Origin of the sequence: Olsenella sp. An285 (assembly GCF_002159625.1) — a bacterium.
Taxonomy (GTDB): Bacteria; Actinomycetota; Coriobacteriia; order Coriobacteriales; family Atopobiaceae; genus Thermophilibacter; species Thermophilibacter avicola.
Genome location: NZ_NFIZ01000001.1, coordinates 278,986 through 295,195 on the forward strand (window position 1 = coordinate 278,986; position 16,210 = coordinate 295,195).

The window sequence follows — 16,210 nt, forward strand, 5'->3', positions numbered from 1 at the left end:
ATGTTTCTCCGGACAAAATCGCCTCCTCAGACGACCAGTTTTGTCCGCAGAAACATGGCGATTGAATTACTGCCCGAACTGAGGTCAGCGATTGCGTTGGTCCGTCGCCGCAGGGTCCGTATATGCCAGTAGCCGCTCTAAAGTTGCGACGATCTCGCGGTAGCGCGGGTCATCGCTCGCGAGCTCGCGCCACTCGGGGGACGTGACCTCCTCGACGAGTGCTCGGCGCATGAGCTCGGCTACCTCGTCCACCTGATGGGCCTTGTGCTCGGCCCAGGCCTCGCCGGCGCGGGAGGGGTCGAGGCGGTCGGCCATGCGGTCCCAGAGCGGGGAGCTGGACGGATCCGGATTCGCCGGGGTCGCCGCCAGGGCTTCGACCGCATGCGCAAGCGCCTCGAGCGCCGCGTCCTTCTCGCCCGCGCGACGCAGGGTCTCGGCGACCTCGAGGGACATCGTTGCCGAGAAGAACGGGTTCACCGCGCCCATGTCGAGCGCCTCGAAGACCGCCTCGGCGGCGCCACCTGCCGCGAGTGCGAACGTGGCGTCGTCACGCATGCCCATCTCCTGCATGAGCGACGAGAGCACGAAGCTCGCCGCGCGCAGTCGCTCCGCCTGCAGGAGCTCGAGGGCCTCGTCGTCGCGGCCGAGCTTGCGGTAGGTCGAGGCCAAAAGCATCGTAGGAGCGCTCGCGTCCTGTCGGCGCACGAGCGGCTCCAGCAGCGCCGCGGCCTCCTCTAGGCGTCCTGCCTGGAAGAGTGTCGTTGCCTTCTGCTGCTGCGCGAGGTAGAGGGTCGACGGGTCCGTCGCCACCTCGAGCACGCGGCCGAGAAGGGCGAGTGCGTCGTCGACAAGCGCGTCGGCATCGGGCGCGCAGCCCCTCTCGCCCGCCGGCGCGAACGGCGTTGCCATGCCGCCCGCCCACGCCGTGAGGAGCGACGCCAGCATGAGCAGCAGGTTCGCGTCCGAGTAGTGCTCCGCGGCAAGTGCGCGCAGCGTCTCGTGCGCCTTGGCGAGGTCCTTCTCGCCCAGAGCGTAGACCTCGGCGTAGAGCGCGGCGGACTCCTCCTGGGTGAGCTCGTCGCGCCAGTCGAAGAGCTCGTCCAGGGAGAGCGAGAAGAACGCGGCGATGCGCGGCAGCAGGCTCACGTCCGGGAGGCTCTGCCCGAGCTCCCACTTGCTCACGGCGGCTTTCGATACGCCCAGGTGGGCGGCGAAGGTCTCCTGCGTGACGCCAGCACGACGCCGTTCTCGCGCGATCGTGCGGCCGATGTTGATGGATGCGTCCATGATGCCCCCTCGACGTGAGACCATCTATCGACTCAAGAATACGGTCGAGCAAGAGTGGAATCAAAGGAGCGCTGGTTGACATCTCGCGCCAAATGTCAACCTGGGCGCTACCACATCAAGATGCCTGTCCCTCTATGCGGAGGTGCCCGAGCTGCTACCGTCCGTTGACGGCGAGGTTACCGAGAGACACATACACTTCTTAGGCCAATGGTTTGCCGATAACTGAGGTGGAGCCGAAAGGCTCATCTCTGAGCCAATTCAGGCTGTCACGTTTTGTGCGCGGACGTGTGTAGTAGGTGACGGGATGGCGGCCGCATCCCAGAGACGAGAGACGGACCTGAGAGAAGGCTGGCCGATGCAGATCCCCCGCAATGCACCCGACCGCGACCCCGAGCGGCTCGTGCGCGCCTATGCCGACCTCGTCCTGCGCGTGTGCTACACCTACCTGCGCTCGACGTCCGACGCCGAGGACGTCTGCCAGGACACGCTCGTGAAGCTCATCTGCCGCGACGAGCCGTTCCGCGACCCCGGCCACGAGCGCGCCTGGGTCATACGCGTGGCGGCGAACGCCTGCAGGAACCTGCTGCGCGACCGCGGCGCGCACCCGGCAGTGGGGCTCGACGACGTGCCGGAGCCGGCGGCGCAGGCGCCCGGCGAGGACGCGCTCCGGAGGCGCGACGACCGCGTGCTCGGCGCCGTGATGGCGCTCCCGCTGCCGCAGCGCGAGGCGGTCTACCTGCACTACTACGAGGGCTACCCCACGCGCGAGGTCGCTCGGATCGTCGGCGCCACCGACGACGCCGTGCGCCAGCGCCTGAGCCGCGCCCGCGCGAGCCTCAGAGACCACCTGAAGGGAGACTACGATGACTTCCCCGCTTGATTCCTACACCGTCTCGATGGATGGCCTGCACTTCTCCGACGAGGCCAAGGCCCGCATGGCTGCGCGTCTGCAGGAGGTTGCCACCGCAAGAGACGCCGAGAAGAACGCGCAGCCTGCGGCCCCTGCCGAGGTCCTGACCACGCCCGCGCGCCGCCCGCGCCGCTGGGCGCGTGTCGCCGCCGGGCTTGTCCTGGCGCTCACGCTGGGCGGGGGCGGCACCGTCGCCGTGGCGGCGGGCGTGCTTCCCAACCCGGCCGACGTGCTCTTCGACGTCTTCGGCGGCGCGCCGGCCCAGACCGAGCTCCTGAACGAGGTGGGCCGGCCGATCGGCGCGAGCGCGACCTCGAACGGCGTCACCGTGACGGCCGAGGCCGTGGTGGGCGACCGGTCGAACTTCACCGTCGTGTACGACGTCGAGTTCGGCGACCCCTCCGCGCTCGAGGGGATCGAGCCCGGCGAGGACGGCACGCTGCCGCTCGTGGCCGAGGCCACCCGCTACGTCGACGGCGTCAACGGCGGGGGCGGAGGGTCCTGGTTCTTCGACGCCGACCCGGGCGACGGAACCATCCAGTACGCCGAGACCATGGGCTTCACCACCTGGAACGGCGCCGGCATCATCGGGCGCACCATGCGCTTCTGGATGAGCGAAATCAGGGCCTACGATGCCGAGGGTGGGTACACGACCCTGGTGACCGGCAACTGGAGCCTCAAGTTCGAGATGAACTACGTCGACACGACCGTCGACCTCCCTGCCGGCCAGGAGACGACGTGGCAGGGCGCGGACGTCACGGTCGACGCCGTGGCGGTGTCCTCCGTCGGCGTCACGGTCGACTACACGATCGACCGGCAGATCGGCGACCTCGGCTCCTCGGGCAAAATGAGCGACGAGGCCAAGGCGAAGACGGAAGCGGTCACCGGCCTGCCCGTCACCGTGACCTTCGCGGACGGCACCACGTTCGACGCCACCAACGCCAACACGCACGCGGAGGAGCAGGACGACGGCACGAGCGCCGCCACCAAGACGGTGACCTACGACCGCATCGTGGCCGCGGGCGACATCGTGAGCGTGACGGTCGGCGACGTGGAGATTCCCGTGAGCGCCGCGTAGGGCTGACGCAACTATTGACGAGAGGGGCGAGCCGCCATCCGGGAGGCTCGCCCCTCTTGTTTCAGCGGTGCCTTTCCGCTCGAAGTAACACAACTGCGCAGGTGGCCCCTTTTGTGCCGTGAGGGCATGATGTCCCGGGCTAGCGTTGTTCGAGGAGGTGCCATGGGCACAGCAGGAGCGACCCGCACCGCCCGTGCCTGCGGGAGCACTCGTACGGGGGCTCCGAGGTGTGGTTCACGAACTACCCGGAGAGCGAGGGTGGCTTCGACACGCTCGACGAGGACGTCGGCAGGGCCGTGGCCGACCTGAGGAGGCTCGCGGGCGAGGCTTCGCGTGGGGCGGGCGACGCGGGCGACGAGAGGGGTGTGCAGAGGTGATCTCCGCCGTCGTGCTCGCGCTGGCGAGCGTCATGTCCCTCCTCGCGGGGGCCAAGATGATCGTGAGGAGGACCTGCTCCCCGCTCAAGGCCGTCCACCGGCGCAACCTCACGCCGGAGGGGGAGCGGAGGCTCTCCCTCGTGTGCGGGCCGGCGCTCCTGGTGGTCGGCGCCTCGTTCGCAGCCTCGGCCTGCCTCGCGGCCTTCGCGGGCGACGCGGCCGGCGGTGCCCAGGCGATCATAGGCGTCGCGGGCATAGCGCTCCCGGCGCTGGCCATCCTCCTCGCCATCAGGCGCTGCAACGGGTCGGTCGCCTTTGACGATGCGGGCCACGGCACGTCATTCATCGCGCTTGAACGACCACTTTTGCGCCGTCGAGCCCCGGGATTTGTCCGTTTGGGCGCGATGAATGACGGGCCGAGCGTGCGCCGTCGTCCGCCTGCTACCATGGGCTCGTACTGCACCCGGCGAGAGGTCGACATGCTCTAGGTCCTTCTCGACATATCAGTTACACCTGATGGGAGAAGACCATGAAGTCGACCATGTCCGCCGCCGCGCGCGACTACGTCCGCGCGTTCTATCGTGACAACCGTCTCAACCTTGCTGTTGCCCTCGCGCTTACGGTGCTCGACGTGCCCGCCGCGCTTATTGGGTCGTGGCTGCTCGGCCGCATCATCGACGTCATCGGCACCGGTGACGTCTCCGAGCTCGCTCGCCTGGCCGCGCTCTGCGCCGCGTTCCTCGTCGCGTCGCTCGCCGTGAGCCTGGGGATGTACCGCGCCAAGTGCGCCTTCATCTACCGTGCGCTCGCGCAGTACAAGTCGCTCGCGTTCGAGCGCCTCTCCGAGAAGGGCGTGCGCGCCTTTGCCCGCGAGAACACGGGAAGCTACCTCTCGCTGCTCACCAACGACGTGGCCTCCATCGAGGAAGGCTACCTCAAGCGCGGCTTCCTCATCGTCTACCACGCGCTTTTGCTCGCGGGGTCGCTCGCGATGATGCTCGCGCTCTCGGTGCCGCTTACGGTGGTGGCCGTGGCGCTCAGCGCGGCGCCGCTCGCGGTGTCCGTGGCCATGGGGCGCGAGATGGGGGAGCGCGAGCAGGAGGTCTCGGCCGGCAACGAGCGCTTCGTCTCCCGCCTGCGCGACCTGCTCGCGGGCTTCTCCGTGGTCAAGGCGTTCCGCGCGGAGGCGGAGGCACGCCGGCTCTTCGACGCGGCCAACGCCGAGGTGGAGGGCCTCAAGCGCCGCCGGTACTGGTGGGAGTGCCTGATCGGCGCGGTGAGCGAGAACCTCTGCGGGTCGCTCCTGCAGTTCGGCGTCTTCCTCGCGGGAGCGTGGCTCGCCATCGCGGGTGAGGTCACGGCCGGCACGGTGCTCGTCTTCGTGAACCTGTGCAACTACCTCGTCATGCCCATCAACGTGCTGCCGCAGTTCCTGGCGAGCCGCCGTGCCGCCGCGGGCCTCATCGAGAAGCTCGCGGAGGCGGCCGAGAGGAACGAGGCACGGCGGGGCGATAAGGTCGGGCGCGACCTTTCGGGCGGCGTCGTGCTGGACCATGTAGGGTTCGCCTACGGCGGCGGGGAGCCCGTGCTCTCCGACGTGAGCCTGGAGCTCGCCCCGGGCGGGCGCTACGCGCTCGTGGGCGCCTCCGGCAGCGGCAAGTCCACGCTGCTGAACCTCCTCATGGGCGGTGAGGACGGCTATATGGGCAGCATCCGCGTGGGCGGCCACGAGCTGCGGTGCATTGACGCTGGGAGCCTCTGCGACCTCATGGGCCTCATCGATCAGCAGGTCTTCCTCTTCGACGACACGCTGCGAAACAATGTGACGATGTTCCGCGACTTCCCCGAGGAGGCCGTTCTGGGCGCGTGCCGCCGCGCCGGCCTGGGAGAGCTCGTCGCCGAGAAGGGCCTGGGGTACGAATGCGGCGAGGGCGGCGCCCACCTCTCGGGCGGGGAGCGGCAGCGCGTCTCCATCGCGCGGGCGCTGCTGCGAAAGACGCCGGTTCTTCTCGTCGACGAGGCGACGTCCGCGCTGGATGCGAGGACGGCCTCCGAGGTGGCGGGCGCGATCCTGGACCTCGAGGGGCCCACGCGCCTGGTGGTGACGCACCGGCTGGAGCCGGCGCTGCTCGAGCGCTACGACGAGATCTTCGTCCTGCGCGAGGGCCGCGTGGTCGAGCGGGGCACCTACGACGAGCTTGTGGCTGCGGGCGGCTACTTCGCCGGCCTCTGCTCCGTTGCCGGGTGAGGACTAGCCAACTGCTTCGGCCCAGCTCTCGGCTGTGATGGTCACGGACTCGTCGGGCAGCGCGACGCGCGCGACCTTCACGTTCTTCTCGGCGTCGATGACCACGATTTCGACGTGCCAGTCCTCGGTTCCGTCGAGCGCCTGCAGGGTGGCGCACACCCCGGGGACGGCCATGAACGCCTGGCCCACGAGCAGCGGCTTGTCGAGAAGCGCGGGCGAGGCGGTAATGGTGACGGACGCGTGGTCATCCGTGACCTCCACCGCGCTCACGTCCTCTGCGTCCTGCAGCGAGGAGACGTAGTCAGCGAGGCTCTGCTCGACGTCCGTGCGGTAGTCCGCGAGCTGCTTGCCTGTGAACGTGAGCACCAGGTCCTCGTCGTCTGCGCGCGCCGCGAGCGCGAGCTCCGGCTCCTCCGCATAATCCGCGACCAGCTCCTCGGACGTCTGCGAGAAGAACCTCAGCATGGAGGCGGGGAGGCGCACCTCGCGCGCGTCGTCGAGCGACTCGTAGAAGCCGACGGTGGGCTCCCAACTGTTGACCAGGATGGGGAAGGAGCTCTTCTCGGCCGGAGTCCCAATCCATTTGAGGATCAAGTCGTCGCCGACCTCGGGGAGGCAGGACGAACCCCACTCGGAGAAGTCCGCCGTGCCCTCCGCGCCCGCCGGGTGCGTGCCCCACGTGAGCGTGAGGTCGTCCGGACGCTCGAGGATGCGCACCTCGGCGGTCTGGCTCTCCTCGTCCACCGAGAGGACGAGCGCGCGCTCGTTGTGACTGACGGGGCCGTTCTCCCCGCCGACCGTACGTGCATCGTCCGAGCATCCGGGCAGTGCGGCCAGGCAGACCGCGCACAGCAGGGCGATAAGGGCTTCGCGTCGCGTCATAACGCCTCCCTCAAACGGGTTACTCCACTTTACCAAAGTGCGGCTGCGCCACTTGCCATGTCTGGGGCGTGCTATCCTAGCCGTGGCCTTTCCGTCGATCAGAAGGGGGCAGCGATGAGGCAGACGAACGAGGAGACCCTCCGCTAGGGAGGCCCGTTCCCGGCGTGACCCGGTGACGCCCGCGCAGGCGGGCGGGCCTTGGCGTGCCGACAGCCTCCCCGAGGGATCCGACCGCAGGCTTGACAAAGGGACTGTCCCCTTGTCAAGGTCGACCCTTCGTGAAAGGCTTCCCAACTTGATACCGCTCTACTACGCCTACGTGGCGTTCTCGAACCTGTCCATGGTCTCCACGGTCATGGGCCTCTACCTCGAGCACGTCGGGTTCTCGCTCGCGGGCGTCGGCGTGCTGTTCGGCGCGCTGCAGCTGGGCAAGACCCTGCTCGAGGTGCCCACGGGCTTCGTCGCGGACCGCTTCGGCAGCCGGGCGAGCCTCGCCGCCGCCGTGGCGCTCGAGATGGCGGGCTACGCCCTCATGCTCGTCGCGCGCGGGCTCCCGGCGATGCTCTGCGTGATGCTCGTCCTCGCGGCGGCCTACACGCTCACCACGGGCTGCGCGACGGCCCTCGTGGCCGACCACCTCATCGCGCGCGGCCGCGAGGGCGAGCTCACGCGCGTGAGCGCCGTCTCGCGCATCGTCTTCTACTGCTGCTACGGGGCCTCGGCGCTCGCGGCGGGCCTGCTCGCGGAGGTGGGCTACGGGCTCGTCTTCGCGCTCTCCCTCGCGGCGCTCGCCGGGGCGCTCGTCTGCGTGCTCCTCATGCGCGACGACCGGGCGGGCGAGAGGGGCGGCGCGCCCGCGGTCCCGGTCCGCGCGCTCGAGGCTGCGCGCTACGTGGCGGGGTGCCGCCCCGTGCTCTACTACGTGCTGGTGGAGGGCGCTGTCGCGTGGTCGATGGTGCCCGTGGACGACTTCTACAACAACTACCTCAACGGCTACTTTGGGGTCCCGCTGCCGGCGGTGGGCGCGGTCGTGGCGGCGCAGTTCGCGGTCACGAGCCTTGCGGGCCTTGGCAGCGCCCGCCTCGCGCGGCGCCTGGGGGACGACCGCGTGGCGCGGCTGGGGCCGCTCGCCGTGGTCGCGCTCTTCCTGGCGTTCTCGCTCTGCGAGGACCCGCGGGCTGCCGTTGCGCTCTACATGGCCGGACTCGCGACGTTCTGTCTCGTGAACCCGGTGCGCACGAAGGTCCTCAACGTCGCGCTGGACCCGCGCTACCGCGTGACGTCGCTCTCGTTCGCCTCGATTGCGGTGTCGCTGCTTTCCGCCGTCTCGCAGCCGCTCTTCGGCTGGCTCTCGGGCCTTCTGGACATGCGGCTCGCGATGGTGGCACTGCTCGCGACGTCGATGGCCCTCCTCGGCGCGATTAACCTGGTGTTCTCCCGGATCGACCTGCTTCAGAAGGAGGCACATTCATGACCATCGAGCTCTATCGCCCCGCCGAGCGCGACCTCTGGTTTAGGCGCGACCTCCTGGCCGACGAGGCCACCGTGTCCTACAACCGCGCCTGGGGAGGAACCGTCGACTTCCCGGAGGACCTCTGGGGGCGCTGGCACGACGCCTGGGCCGCGCGCGAGGGCGAGGGGCGGCGCTACTACCGCTACCTGCGCGACCCTGGCACCGGCGAGTTCGTGGGCGAGGTCGCCTATCGCTGGGACCCGGGCTACGGCAGCTTCATCACGGACGTGCTCCTGCACGCGCGCCTCCGCGGGCGCGGGTACGGCGCCGCCGGCCTCGAGCTCCTCTGCGACGCGGCCCGTGGGCGCGGCGTCGCGACCTTGCGCGACAACGTCGCCCTGGACAACCACGCCATAGGCCTCTTCCTGCGGCACGGCTTCGTCGAGGAGTGGCGAAGCGACGAGTTCGTCATGCTGAGACGCGACCTGTAGATTGCGCGACCATACAACACCCGTGCCAGGGGTGCAATTTCGTCCGGGAAAGGCGGGTGTTGTATGGTCGGTCCGCTTGCAATGAGTTCGTCATGCGGAGGCGCGACCTGTAGAGCGGGCGACCATGCGCGCCCGTCATTTCGAGGCCCACGTGTGGGTCGGAATTGACGGGTACGTATGGTTGGCCTTGATGACGGGGGGCTTACAACCCTCCCACGGACTCAGATAGACCGTCCGCCGTGTCGGGGCGCCTGTCCCTCCGCTTGGGTACCATGTGTCAAAGGTCGGGCGACGTGCTCGGCCTGGCTCTGGAAAAGGGAGGCGCGTCGTGGAGTACGTCTGGATGTGGGGCGTCATCGCCGGTGCCCTCGCGGTCATCTCTGCCGTGCTGCTCAGCGGACGCGGAGCAGGCCTCCTCGCCGGCTACAGCACGGCATTGCTCGCGGAGCGAGCCCACGTCAACGCGCCGAAGCTCGCGCGCATCATGGGAGGGGCGGTTCTCGCGTGCGCAATCTACGCCGCTGCTGTTGCGCTTCTCGTCTACGCGCACATTCAAGGCGCCGTAGACAGAACGACGCTTTTCCTCGTTGCCGGCATCGGCGCGATCGCACCCGTAGCCGCGCTCTGCGTAGCGGGCTATCGCGCGAACATGGGCACGTATTCCTAGCATTATCTCTTCCCCAACATCTCGCGCGGAAAACCGCGCAACTCGTGCGGAATCTCGTCGCATCTGACGCGCGCGTCGTATCACATACTGGGATCTGAAGGGATGTGATACGACGTGCAAGAGACGAAAGCGGCCCTGGGGGCCCAGCGTCGTTACGGCTTTTGGGGTAATGTCGGGCAGCTATTCCGCTGGCTGGTTCGTATCAGCGGGCCTCGTGCGCTCGCCGTGTGCGCGCTGGATATGGCCGCAGGCGTGACGCAGCCCTTCCTTGCGGCGGCCCTTCCCAGCGTCGTGGTTGCTGCGCTTACGTCCGGGGCGGAGCCATTTGTTGCGCTCGCGCTCGTGGCGGGCGCGGCCGCCCTGCTCCAGGCGCTCGTGGTGCTCAAGGCCTGGACGCAGGCTAAGTCCAACTGGTATTACACGTGCACCCGCGTCTGGGGCGGGCTCGACCTCTGCCGGGACGCCCTCGCCGCGGACTACCGCTACATAGAGAGCGACGAGGCGCATAAGAAGCTCGACCTCGCTACCCGCGCGTTCTTCAACGACAGCTCCATGGGCGTCGAGGAAGCGCTGCGGCGGTTCTTTGCCGCATTGGGAGGCGCGCTCGGCATGGTGGCGTACGCGGCAGTTATCGGCGCGTTTGTCCCGTGGCTGCTCGTGCCGCTCGTGTTGCTCACCATTGTCTCCATCGCGGCGAACCTCTGGGCAAACGAGAAGAGCTATGCCGTCATGGACGACGAGTTCGCTGCAAGCGAGGCCTTTGAGTACCTCAGGCGCCAGGCGCTCGATCCCGCAAACGGGAAGGACATCCGCCTCTACCGCATGTCCGCGTGGTTCAAGCTCGCCTTCGCTCAGGTGCTCGACCGCAACGTGGAGCTCAGGGACATCGAGTACGGGGCCTTCGAGCGGGCGGGGTACGTGGCTGCCGCCTGCGCCCTTTTCCGTGACGGTGCCTCCTATGCCACGCTCATCTGGCTTCTCTTTGCGGGTTCGATTGACCTTCCGGCGTTTCTGCTGCTTGCGGGTATGGTCTCCGGATTTGGAACGTGGATGCAGACCGCCTTTGACAGCCTCTCCGAGCTCACGGTCCAGCTGCGCCACGTGAGTGCCTATCGGGAGGTTCACGATGGCTGCGCGCCTGCCGCTCACGGCACAAATGCCGCCCCCAACCCTGGCCGCGCTCACGAGATTCGTCTCGACCACGTGTCCTTCTCGTATGACGGCAGCAAGGACGCGGTGCACGACCTCACCCTCACCATACACCCTGGCGAGAAGATCGCCCTCGTAGGCGTCAACGGCGCGGGCAAGACCACGCTCGTGAAGCTCCTCTGCGGGCTCTACCGCCCCACGTCCGGCAGCATCTACCTTGACGGCGTTGACGTTGCGTCCATCGATCCCCGGAGCCTGTGGCGTGAGTTCTCGGTGGTCTTCCAGGACTGCTTTCCTTTCTCGTTCACCGTTGCGGACAACGTGAGCTGCTCGGGGGGCGAGAAGGACGTGGATCCCGTGCGTCTGGATGCCTGCCTTGCCCAGGCGGATCTTGCCGAGAAGGTCGCGGGGCTGCCGCACGGTTCAGCGACTTACCTTGGGCAGGATGTGGACCCCGAGGGCGCCTCGCTCTCTGGTGGCGAGACCCAGCGGCTCATGCTCGCCCGCGCGCTCTACAAGGGCGCGCCGGTGGTCCTTCTCGACGAGCCGACCGCGGCGCTCGACCCGCTGGCCGAGCGCCAGATGTACGAGCGTTACGACGAGCTTACGGCGGGCAAGACGAGCGTTTTCATCTCTCACCGGCTCTCGTCCACGCGTTTTTGCGAGCGGATTCTCTACATGGAGGGCGGGCGCGTGGTCGAGCAGGGCACGCACGACGAGCTCATGGCCGTGGGCGGCAGCTACGCCCGCATGTTCGAGACCCAGGCCCGCTACTACGAGGATGATTCAATTGGGGGCGATGAGGATGCTGAGTAGCCTGGCGTTTCACAGGACGGGGCTTCGCCTGCTCTCCCTCGTGCGCAAGATCGATCCGGCGCTGTTGCCGGTGAGCCTCATCTACGCGCTCACTCAGGTGGCGGGCATCTACGTGGGCCTCGCGCTCACGGCGGGGCTCGTTGACGCGCTCGTGGCGCTCGAGCTTCGCGGGGCGGTGGTCTATGCGACGGCGCTCGTGCTGACGTCCTTTGTGGTCTCCTGCGTCTGCGCGCACTGCAAGCGACGTGCGACGGTCGGCGGCATGCGGTGCGCCTGGCGCTTCAGCCTCATGCTGCGCGAGAAGGCCCTCTCGCTCTCCTACGAGACCGCCGAGGACCCAAAGCTCGCCGAGCGCATCGCCTACATCGAGCGGACCGCCCAGATGCACGGCGGCATTGGCACGCTTCCGCGCTTCTATCGTGACCTCATTGGGGCTGCCGTCAACATGCTCACCTGTGTTTCTCTCGTGGTGGCGCTCGCGTTTGCGCAGCCTGCGTCGAAGGGCACACTCGGCGTCGCCGCCTCGCCTGCGGTCTCGTTGGCGCTGCTGACACTCGTTCTTCTCGTTGCTCTTGGTGGAAATACGTTGGTAGGTCGATTTCGTGCGCGCCTCTTGGACTGGGTAACGAGCACGCACTCATCCGTCGAGAACCGCATCATGTACCTGCTCAACCTCGTGCTCTTTGACCGGCGCGTCCCCAAGGTGGCCCGCATCTATGACATGGGTGACATGCTCATGCGCAATCTCGAGAAGAACCATGGTGCTTCGATGGAGTACTTCGATCGCTGGATTTCGGGCGAGCGGTGCATTGACGTGGGGACGAGCGCTGTCAACGCTGTTTTCACAGTGGCCTCCTATGCGCTCGTGGCGGTGAAGGTCCTTGCGGGAGCTATCACTGTGGGCGCGTTCACGCAGTACGCTGGCGCGCTTGCGCAGTTTGGCGCAGCCTATACGGCGCTCGTGTCCAACAACGGAGACCTGCGCCAGTGCTGCGGTTACCTGCAGGAGTTTCTCGACTTCACGGATATGGAGGACCCGCGTCCCGCGGGCTCCATCCCGGTAGAGAAGCGCGATGACGGGCAATTTGAGCTCGCCTTTGAGCACGTGAGCTTCCGCTATCCCGGGACGGCCGCCTGGGTACTGCGTGACATCAACCTCAAGATCGACACGCTCGGAAAGCTCGCCGTGGTGGGCCCCAACGGCGCGGGCAAGACGACGTTCATCAAGCTGCTCTGCCGGCTCTACGACCCCACGGAGGGGCGCATCACGCTGAACGGCGTGGACATCCGCAAGTACGACGAGGAGGAGTATCGCGACCTCTTTGGGGTGGTCTTCCAGGACTTCAGGCTCTTCGCCTTCCCGGTGTGGGAGAACCTCGCCGCCGGCTACCCGCGCGACGACCGCCGGCTCTGGAAGTCGCTCGCGCAGGCCGGGGCGGACGGCCTCGTGCGCACGTGGCCGGAGGGTCTGGAGACGCGGCTTTACAAGGACCTCGGCGACGGCGTGATGGTGTCCGGCGGCGAGGCCCAGAAGCTCGCGCTGGCCCGCGCGCTCTACAAGGACGCGCCGGTGGTGATTCTGGACGAGCCCACGGCCGCGCTCGACCCCATCTCGGAGGCCGAGGTCTACGCGGGGTTTGATCGCATGGTGGAGGGTCGCACGGCAATTTACATCTCGCACCGCATGAGCAGCTGCCGGTTCTGCGACGACATCATCGTCTTTGACGGCGGGCGCGTCGTGGAGCGTGGCTCGCACGACGACCTGCTTGCGGCGGGCGGGCTCTACGCCGAGCTCTGGGACGCGCAGGCCAGCTACTACGTAGGTTGACACAGCGCAGCACCTTTAGGGTATGTACAGTGCGCATACCCGGTATGTACACCCGGCCACAAGGCTCGTCTCGCAAAGTTGCAGGTCAGAGCTTTGGGCGAGAACGGAGGTCGGGTCGGAGGGTGCGCATACCCTCAGGGCGCGGTGTACATACCCTGCGAGCGCTATCATGATACGCATTGCAAATCCAGGAGAGGACAGGGGAGAAGGACGTGCTGCGCGTTGCTGTCGTCGATGACGAGGAAGCGGCCCGGGAGCTCTACGGCTCGCTCGCGCGCGACTGGGCGCGAAGACGTAACGTCGAGGCCGAGGTCGTGACCTTTGCGTCCGCCGAGCAGCTGCTCTTCTCGCTGGACGATGCGTCATACGACGTCGTCCTCCTCGACATCGAGATGCCCGGTATCGACGGCATGGCCCTGGCGCGCGACCTGCGCTCCCGCGGCGAGCGCACGCAGATCGTGTTCGTGACCGGCATCATCGACCACGCGCTCGACGGTTACGACGTGGACGCCGTCTCCTACCTCCTCAAGCCCGTACGCGCCGAGAAGCTCGAAGCCGCGCTTGACCGGGCGCGCGAGCGCGTGGGGCGAGAAGAGCCCGTGCTCATCGTGGACTCGGCGGGCGAGACGAGCCGCGTACCCCTCACGCGCGTCTGCTTCCTCGAGGCTCGCGGCCACGACACACTGGTCACGCTTGTGGACGGCACGCGCCTTGTCTCGACGCGTGGGATTGCGCAGATGGAGGCAGGGCTTTCCAAGACCTCCGGCCTCTTTCTCAAGACGCATCGCTCCTATCTCGTGAATCTCCCGCACGTGCGGCGTATCACGCGGCGTGACGTGGAGATGGACACGGGCGACGTGCTTCCCGTCGCGCGCGGTCGCTGGGAGGAGCTCAACCGCGCGTGGCTCGCTTGGTGCCGGGGGACGCTCGCATGATTGCACTTGCGGCACAGGCGGTACTGCTCGCTGTGTACGCGGCGTATGTGCGTCGGCTCGGGCGCCTGCGTGCGTCCCGCACCGCATGGGTGGTCGCGCTTGCCATCTGCGTGAGCGCGCTTGCCTGCGGTTGGTTCGGCGGCACGCTCTGGTCCTGGGCGCTCACGGCCACGGCCACGGATCCGCTTGTCGCCGGCGTGCCCTGGGGCGTTTCCGTGTCGTGGGCCGCGGCGACGCTTACCCTAACGCTGTTTGATGCCTTCTTCGACGAGGAGCCCGTCTCGCTCATGTGGGCGCCCGTCGCGGCTCCGGGCCTGCTGACCTGCGTTCTTCTCGCTTGCACCGTTGGCCTGGGTGGCGGCGTCGCACCAACCGCCGTTGCCGCTTCGATCGTCGGAGCCCCGCTCTGGCTGATGTTCGTGCTCTCCATGCGCCGGCGGGGGAACGCGAGCCTCCATGAGACGGTCCTTCTCGCCTGCGTGCTCGCGCTCTGCTCGGCTGCGGTCGGCCTGGCTGAGCCCATGGTCGCGGCGGGCGCACTTGTGGTCGAGCTCCTTGTCTACCTGCTGCTCACGGGCGGCTTCGAGCGCCTCCGGCGTGGCTTCGAGAGCTCGACGGAGCGCTTCCAGCAGGAGGTCCTCTCACGCCAGTACGATGAGATCCGTGGCATCTACCTGGACATGCGCGGATGGCGTCACGACTACCACAACCACCTGCAGGTCATGAAGGCAGATCTTGCGGCAGGGCACCTCGAGGAGCTCTGGGCCTACCTTGACGAGCTCGAGCGCGACCTCGATCGCGTGGACACCTACGTCAAGTCCGGCAACCTCATGGTGGACGCCATCTTCAACTCAAAGCTCAGCCTCGCCGAGAAGGACGGCGTGACCGTGACCTGCAAGGCCGTGGTGCCGGAGTTGCTGACGGTGGACGACGTAGACCTCTGCGTGATCTTGGGCAATCTCCTGGACAACGCGCTCGAGTCCTGCGAGAAGCTGCCTGCTGCCGAGCGTTGGCTGCGCGTGTACCTGGCCGCGCGCGGCTCGCAGCTCTACGTGAGCATCCAGAACTCCGCCGTAGAGGACCCGGGCTTCAACGCGCGCAACTACATCACCGAGAAGCGCGGCAACCACGGCCTGGGCATGAAGCGCGTGGCGGCGGTGGTCGACAAGTACGAGGGGTTTCTTAACCTCGCCAACGAGCCCGGCATCTTTGCCGCCGAGGTCAGCCTCCCGCTGTGACGTTACGATGGGACAGTCCCTTCGTAACATTCACACGACCGCGTCGAACGCGTTCAGGAGGTCCCTCTCGAGCGACCGCTCGTCGACGGCGAACCCGTCTTCGGAGCGTGTGAGGGCGATGTCGAGCAGGCGCTCCTCGACAGGGGCCGAATCCGTCGCGGTTTCAAAGGTACGGAGGACGTCCTCCTGCAGATCCTCCGGGAGCGGCTCCCCGTCGCGCACCCCCTGGTTGTAGAAGTAGGTGCTCATGCCCTTGCTGGCCTCTGACACGGTCTCGTCGGCCTGGAGCGCCCAGACGCGCACGCTGACGGTCGCCACGTCGCCGGATAGCTCGACGCTCTCGATGGAGTACGTGAGACGGGAGACCATCTGCCCCGCCCACGCCTCGGCGTCGATCCCCAGGTCCTCGGGCGTGTGGCGAAGGCCCTGCCTGAGCCTGCCTTCGAGCCAGCCCGCAAGCTCGGCGGTCAGGTCGCTGGAGCTCGGCTCCTCTTTCAGGGCGGAGAGATACTCGCCCGTCGCGTCCACGGCAGCCTGCTCATCAGCGGTGAGCTCGTAATAGGGGAGCGCGATGCTGTCCTCTGTCGGAGCGTCCATCTGCTCCGACACGCTGCTCCCAAACCGCACCGCAAACTGCACGATGCTGACCACAAGAAACGCAAAGATGAGCATCGCAAGCACCGCTGCCGTCCGCCTGCTAAAGCCGCGTGCCCGCAGATTCTCGCGCAGCTTGGGCGAGTTCATCGTGACCGGAGGCTTCTCGTACATGGTCGCCCCTTTCGTAAGGGCTGACAGCCGAATCGCTGCCGTTGCCAAGCTTGTACCCAGCGTGGGGGGCTAGGCGCGCGCCC

General features: G+C 67.6%; 15 protein-coding genes. 12 read left to right on the top strand and 3 right to left on the bottom strand.

Annotated features, from left to right (window positions below; translation table 11 throughout):
* Positions 1-84 precede the first annotated feature (84 nt).
* Complete coding sequence (locus B5F79_RS01325; RefSeq protein ID WP_087217091.1) at positions 85-1,287, bottom strand: helix-turn-helix domain-containing protein; 1,203 nt, start codon at positions 1,285-1,287, stop codon at positions 85-87.
* Between the two features lie 355 nt (positions 1,288-1,642).
* Between B5F79_RS01325 and B5F79_RS01330 the strand changes: the two genes are divergently transcribed.
* The 5 genes from B5F79_RS01330 (at position 1,643) to B5F79_RS01345 (ending at position 5,900) form a co-directional block, all read left to right on the top strand.
* The gene (locus tag B5F79_RS01330) at positions 1,643-2,167 is read left to right on the top strand and encodes an RNA polymerase sigma factor (RefSeq protein ID WP_206390946.1); all 525 of its coding nucleotides are present in this window, start codon (positions 1,643-1,645) and stop codon (positions 2,165-2,167) included.
* Complete coding sequence (locus tag B5F79_RS01335) at positions 2,151-3,275, top strand: DUF4179 domain-containing protein (protein ID WP_087217092.1); 1,125 nt, start codon at positions 2,151-2,153, stop codon at positions 3,273-3,275. The genes B5F79_RS01330 and B5F79_RS01335 overlap by 17 nt, the downstream gene beginning before the upstream one ends.
* Before the next feature lie 227 nt (positions 3,276-3,502).
* Entirely contained in the window at positions 3,503-3,652 is a 150-nt protein-coding gene (locus B5F79_RS10920; protein WP_158094805.1) for a hypothetical protein, read from the top strand.
* Positions 3,649-4,140, top strand: coding sequence for a hypothetical protein (locus B5F79_RS01340; RefSeq protein WP_087217093.1), 492 nt, complete (start codon positions 3,649-3,651; stop codon positions 4,138-4,140). The genes B5F79_RS10920 and B5F79_RS01340 overlap by 4 nt, the downstream gene beginning before the upstream one ends.
* A gap of 41 nt (positions 4,141-4,181) precedes the next feature.
* Positions 4,182-5,900, top strand: coding sequence for an ABC transporter ATP-binding protein (locus tag B5F79_RS01345; RefSeq protein WP_087217094.1), 1,719 nt, complete (start codon positions 4,182-4,184; stop codon positions 5,898-5,900).
* A 3-nt stretch (positions 5,901-5,903) separates the two neighbouring features.
* On the opposite strand, the gene B5F79_RS01350 is transcribed toward B5F79_RS01345, so the two are convergent.
* On the bottom strand, positions 5,904-6,782 hold the full coding sequence (locus tag B5F79_RS01350) for a hypothetical protein (protein ID WP_087217095.1): 879 nt from the start codon (positions 6,780-6,782) through the stop codon (positions 5,904-5,906).
* Positions 6,783-7,041: 259 nt separating this feature from the next.
* On the opposite strand from B5F79_RS01350, the gene B5F79_RS01355 reads away from it, so the two are divergent.
* The 7 genes from B5F79_RS01355 to B5F79_RS11090 all read left to right on the top strand — a co-directional run bounded on the left by B5F79_RS01355 (position 7,042) and on the right by B5F79_RS11090 (position 15,359).
* Positions 7,042-8,256 carry an MFS transporter gene (locus tag B5F79_RS01355; RefSeq protein WP_143786199.1) on the top strand — a complete coding sequence of 405 codons (1,215 nt, stop codon included), beginning with the start codon at positions 7,042-7,044 and terminating at the stop codon, positions 8,254-8,256.
* On the top strand, positions 8,253-8,726 hold the full coding sequence (locus B5F79_RS01360; protein WP_087217097.1) for a GNAT family N-acetyltransferase: 474 nt from the start codon (positions 8,253-8,255) through the stop codon (positions 8,724-8,726). The genes B5F79_RS01355 and B5F79_RS01360 overlap by 4 nt, the downstream gene beginning before the upstream one ends.
* A gap of 328 nt (positions 8,727-9,054) precedes the next feature.
* A complete protein-coding gene (locus B5F79_RS01365) occupies positions 9,055-9,393 on the top strand; it encodes a DUF3784 domain-containing protein (RefSeq protein ID WP_087217098.1) in 339 nt (112 codons plus the stop codon).
* Between the two features lie 252 nt (positions 9,394-9,645).
* The gene (locus B5F79_RS01370; RefSeq protein ID WP_158094806.1) at positions 9,646-11,358 is read left to right on the top strand and encodes an ABC transporter ATP-binding protein; all 1,713 of its coding nucleotides are present in this window, start codon (positions 9,646-9,648) and stop codon (positions 11,356-11,358) included.
* Positions 11,348-13,186: an ABC transporter ATP-binding protein gene (locus tag B5F79_RS01375; protein WP_158094807.1), complete on the top strand. Its 1,839-nt coding sequence runs from the start codon at positions 11,348-11,350 to the stop codon at positions 13,184-13,186. The genes B5F79_RS01370 and B5F79_RS01375 overlap by 11 nt, the downstream gene beginning before the upstream one ends.
* Positions 13,187-13,398: 212 nt before the next feature.
* Positions 13,399-14,121 carry a LytR/AlgR family response regulator transcription factor gene (locus tag B5F79_RS01380; protein ID WP_158094808.1) on the top strand — a complete coding sequence of 241 codons (723 nt, stop codon included), beginning with the start codon at positions 13,399-13,401 and terminating at the stop codon, positions 14,119-14,121.
* Positions 14,118-15,359 (top strand): sensor histidine kinase, encoded by a 1,242-nt coding sequence (locus B5F79_RS11090; protein ID WP_206390948.1) that lies wholly within the window; start codon positions 14,118-14,120, stop codon positions 15,357-15,359. The genes B5F79_RS01380 and B5F79_RS11090 overlap by 4 nt, the downstream gene beginning before the upstream one ends.
* A gap of 30 nt (positions 15,360-15,389) precedes the next feature.
* Here the strand turns inward: B5F79_RS11090 and B5F79_RS01390 are convergent, their stop codons facing one another.
* Complete coding sequence (locus B5F79_RS01390; RefSeq protein ID WP_087217102.1) at positions 15,390-16,127, bottom strand: hypothetical protein; 738 nt, start codon at positions 16,125-16,127, stop codon at positions 15,390-15,392.
* Positions 16,128-16,210: the final 83 nt, after the last annotated feature.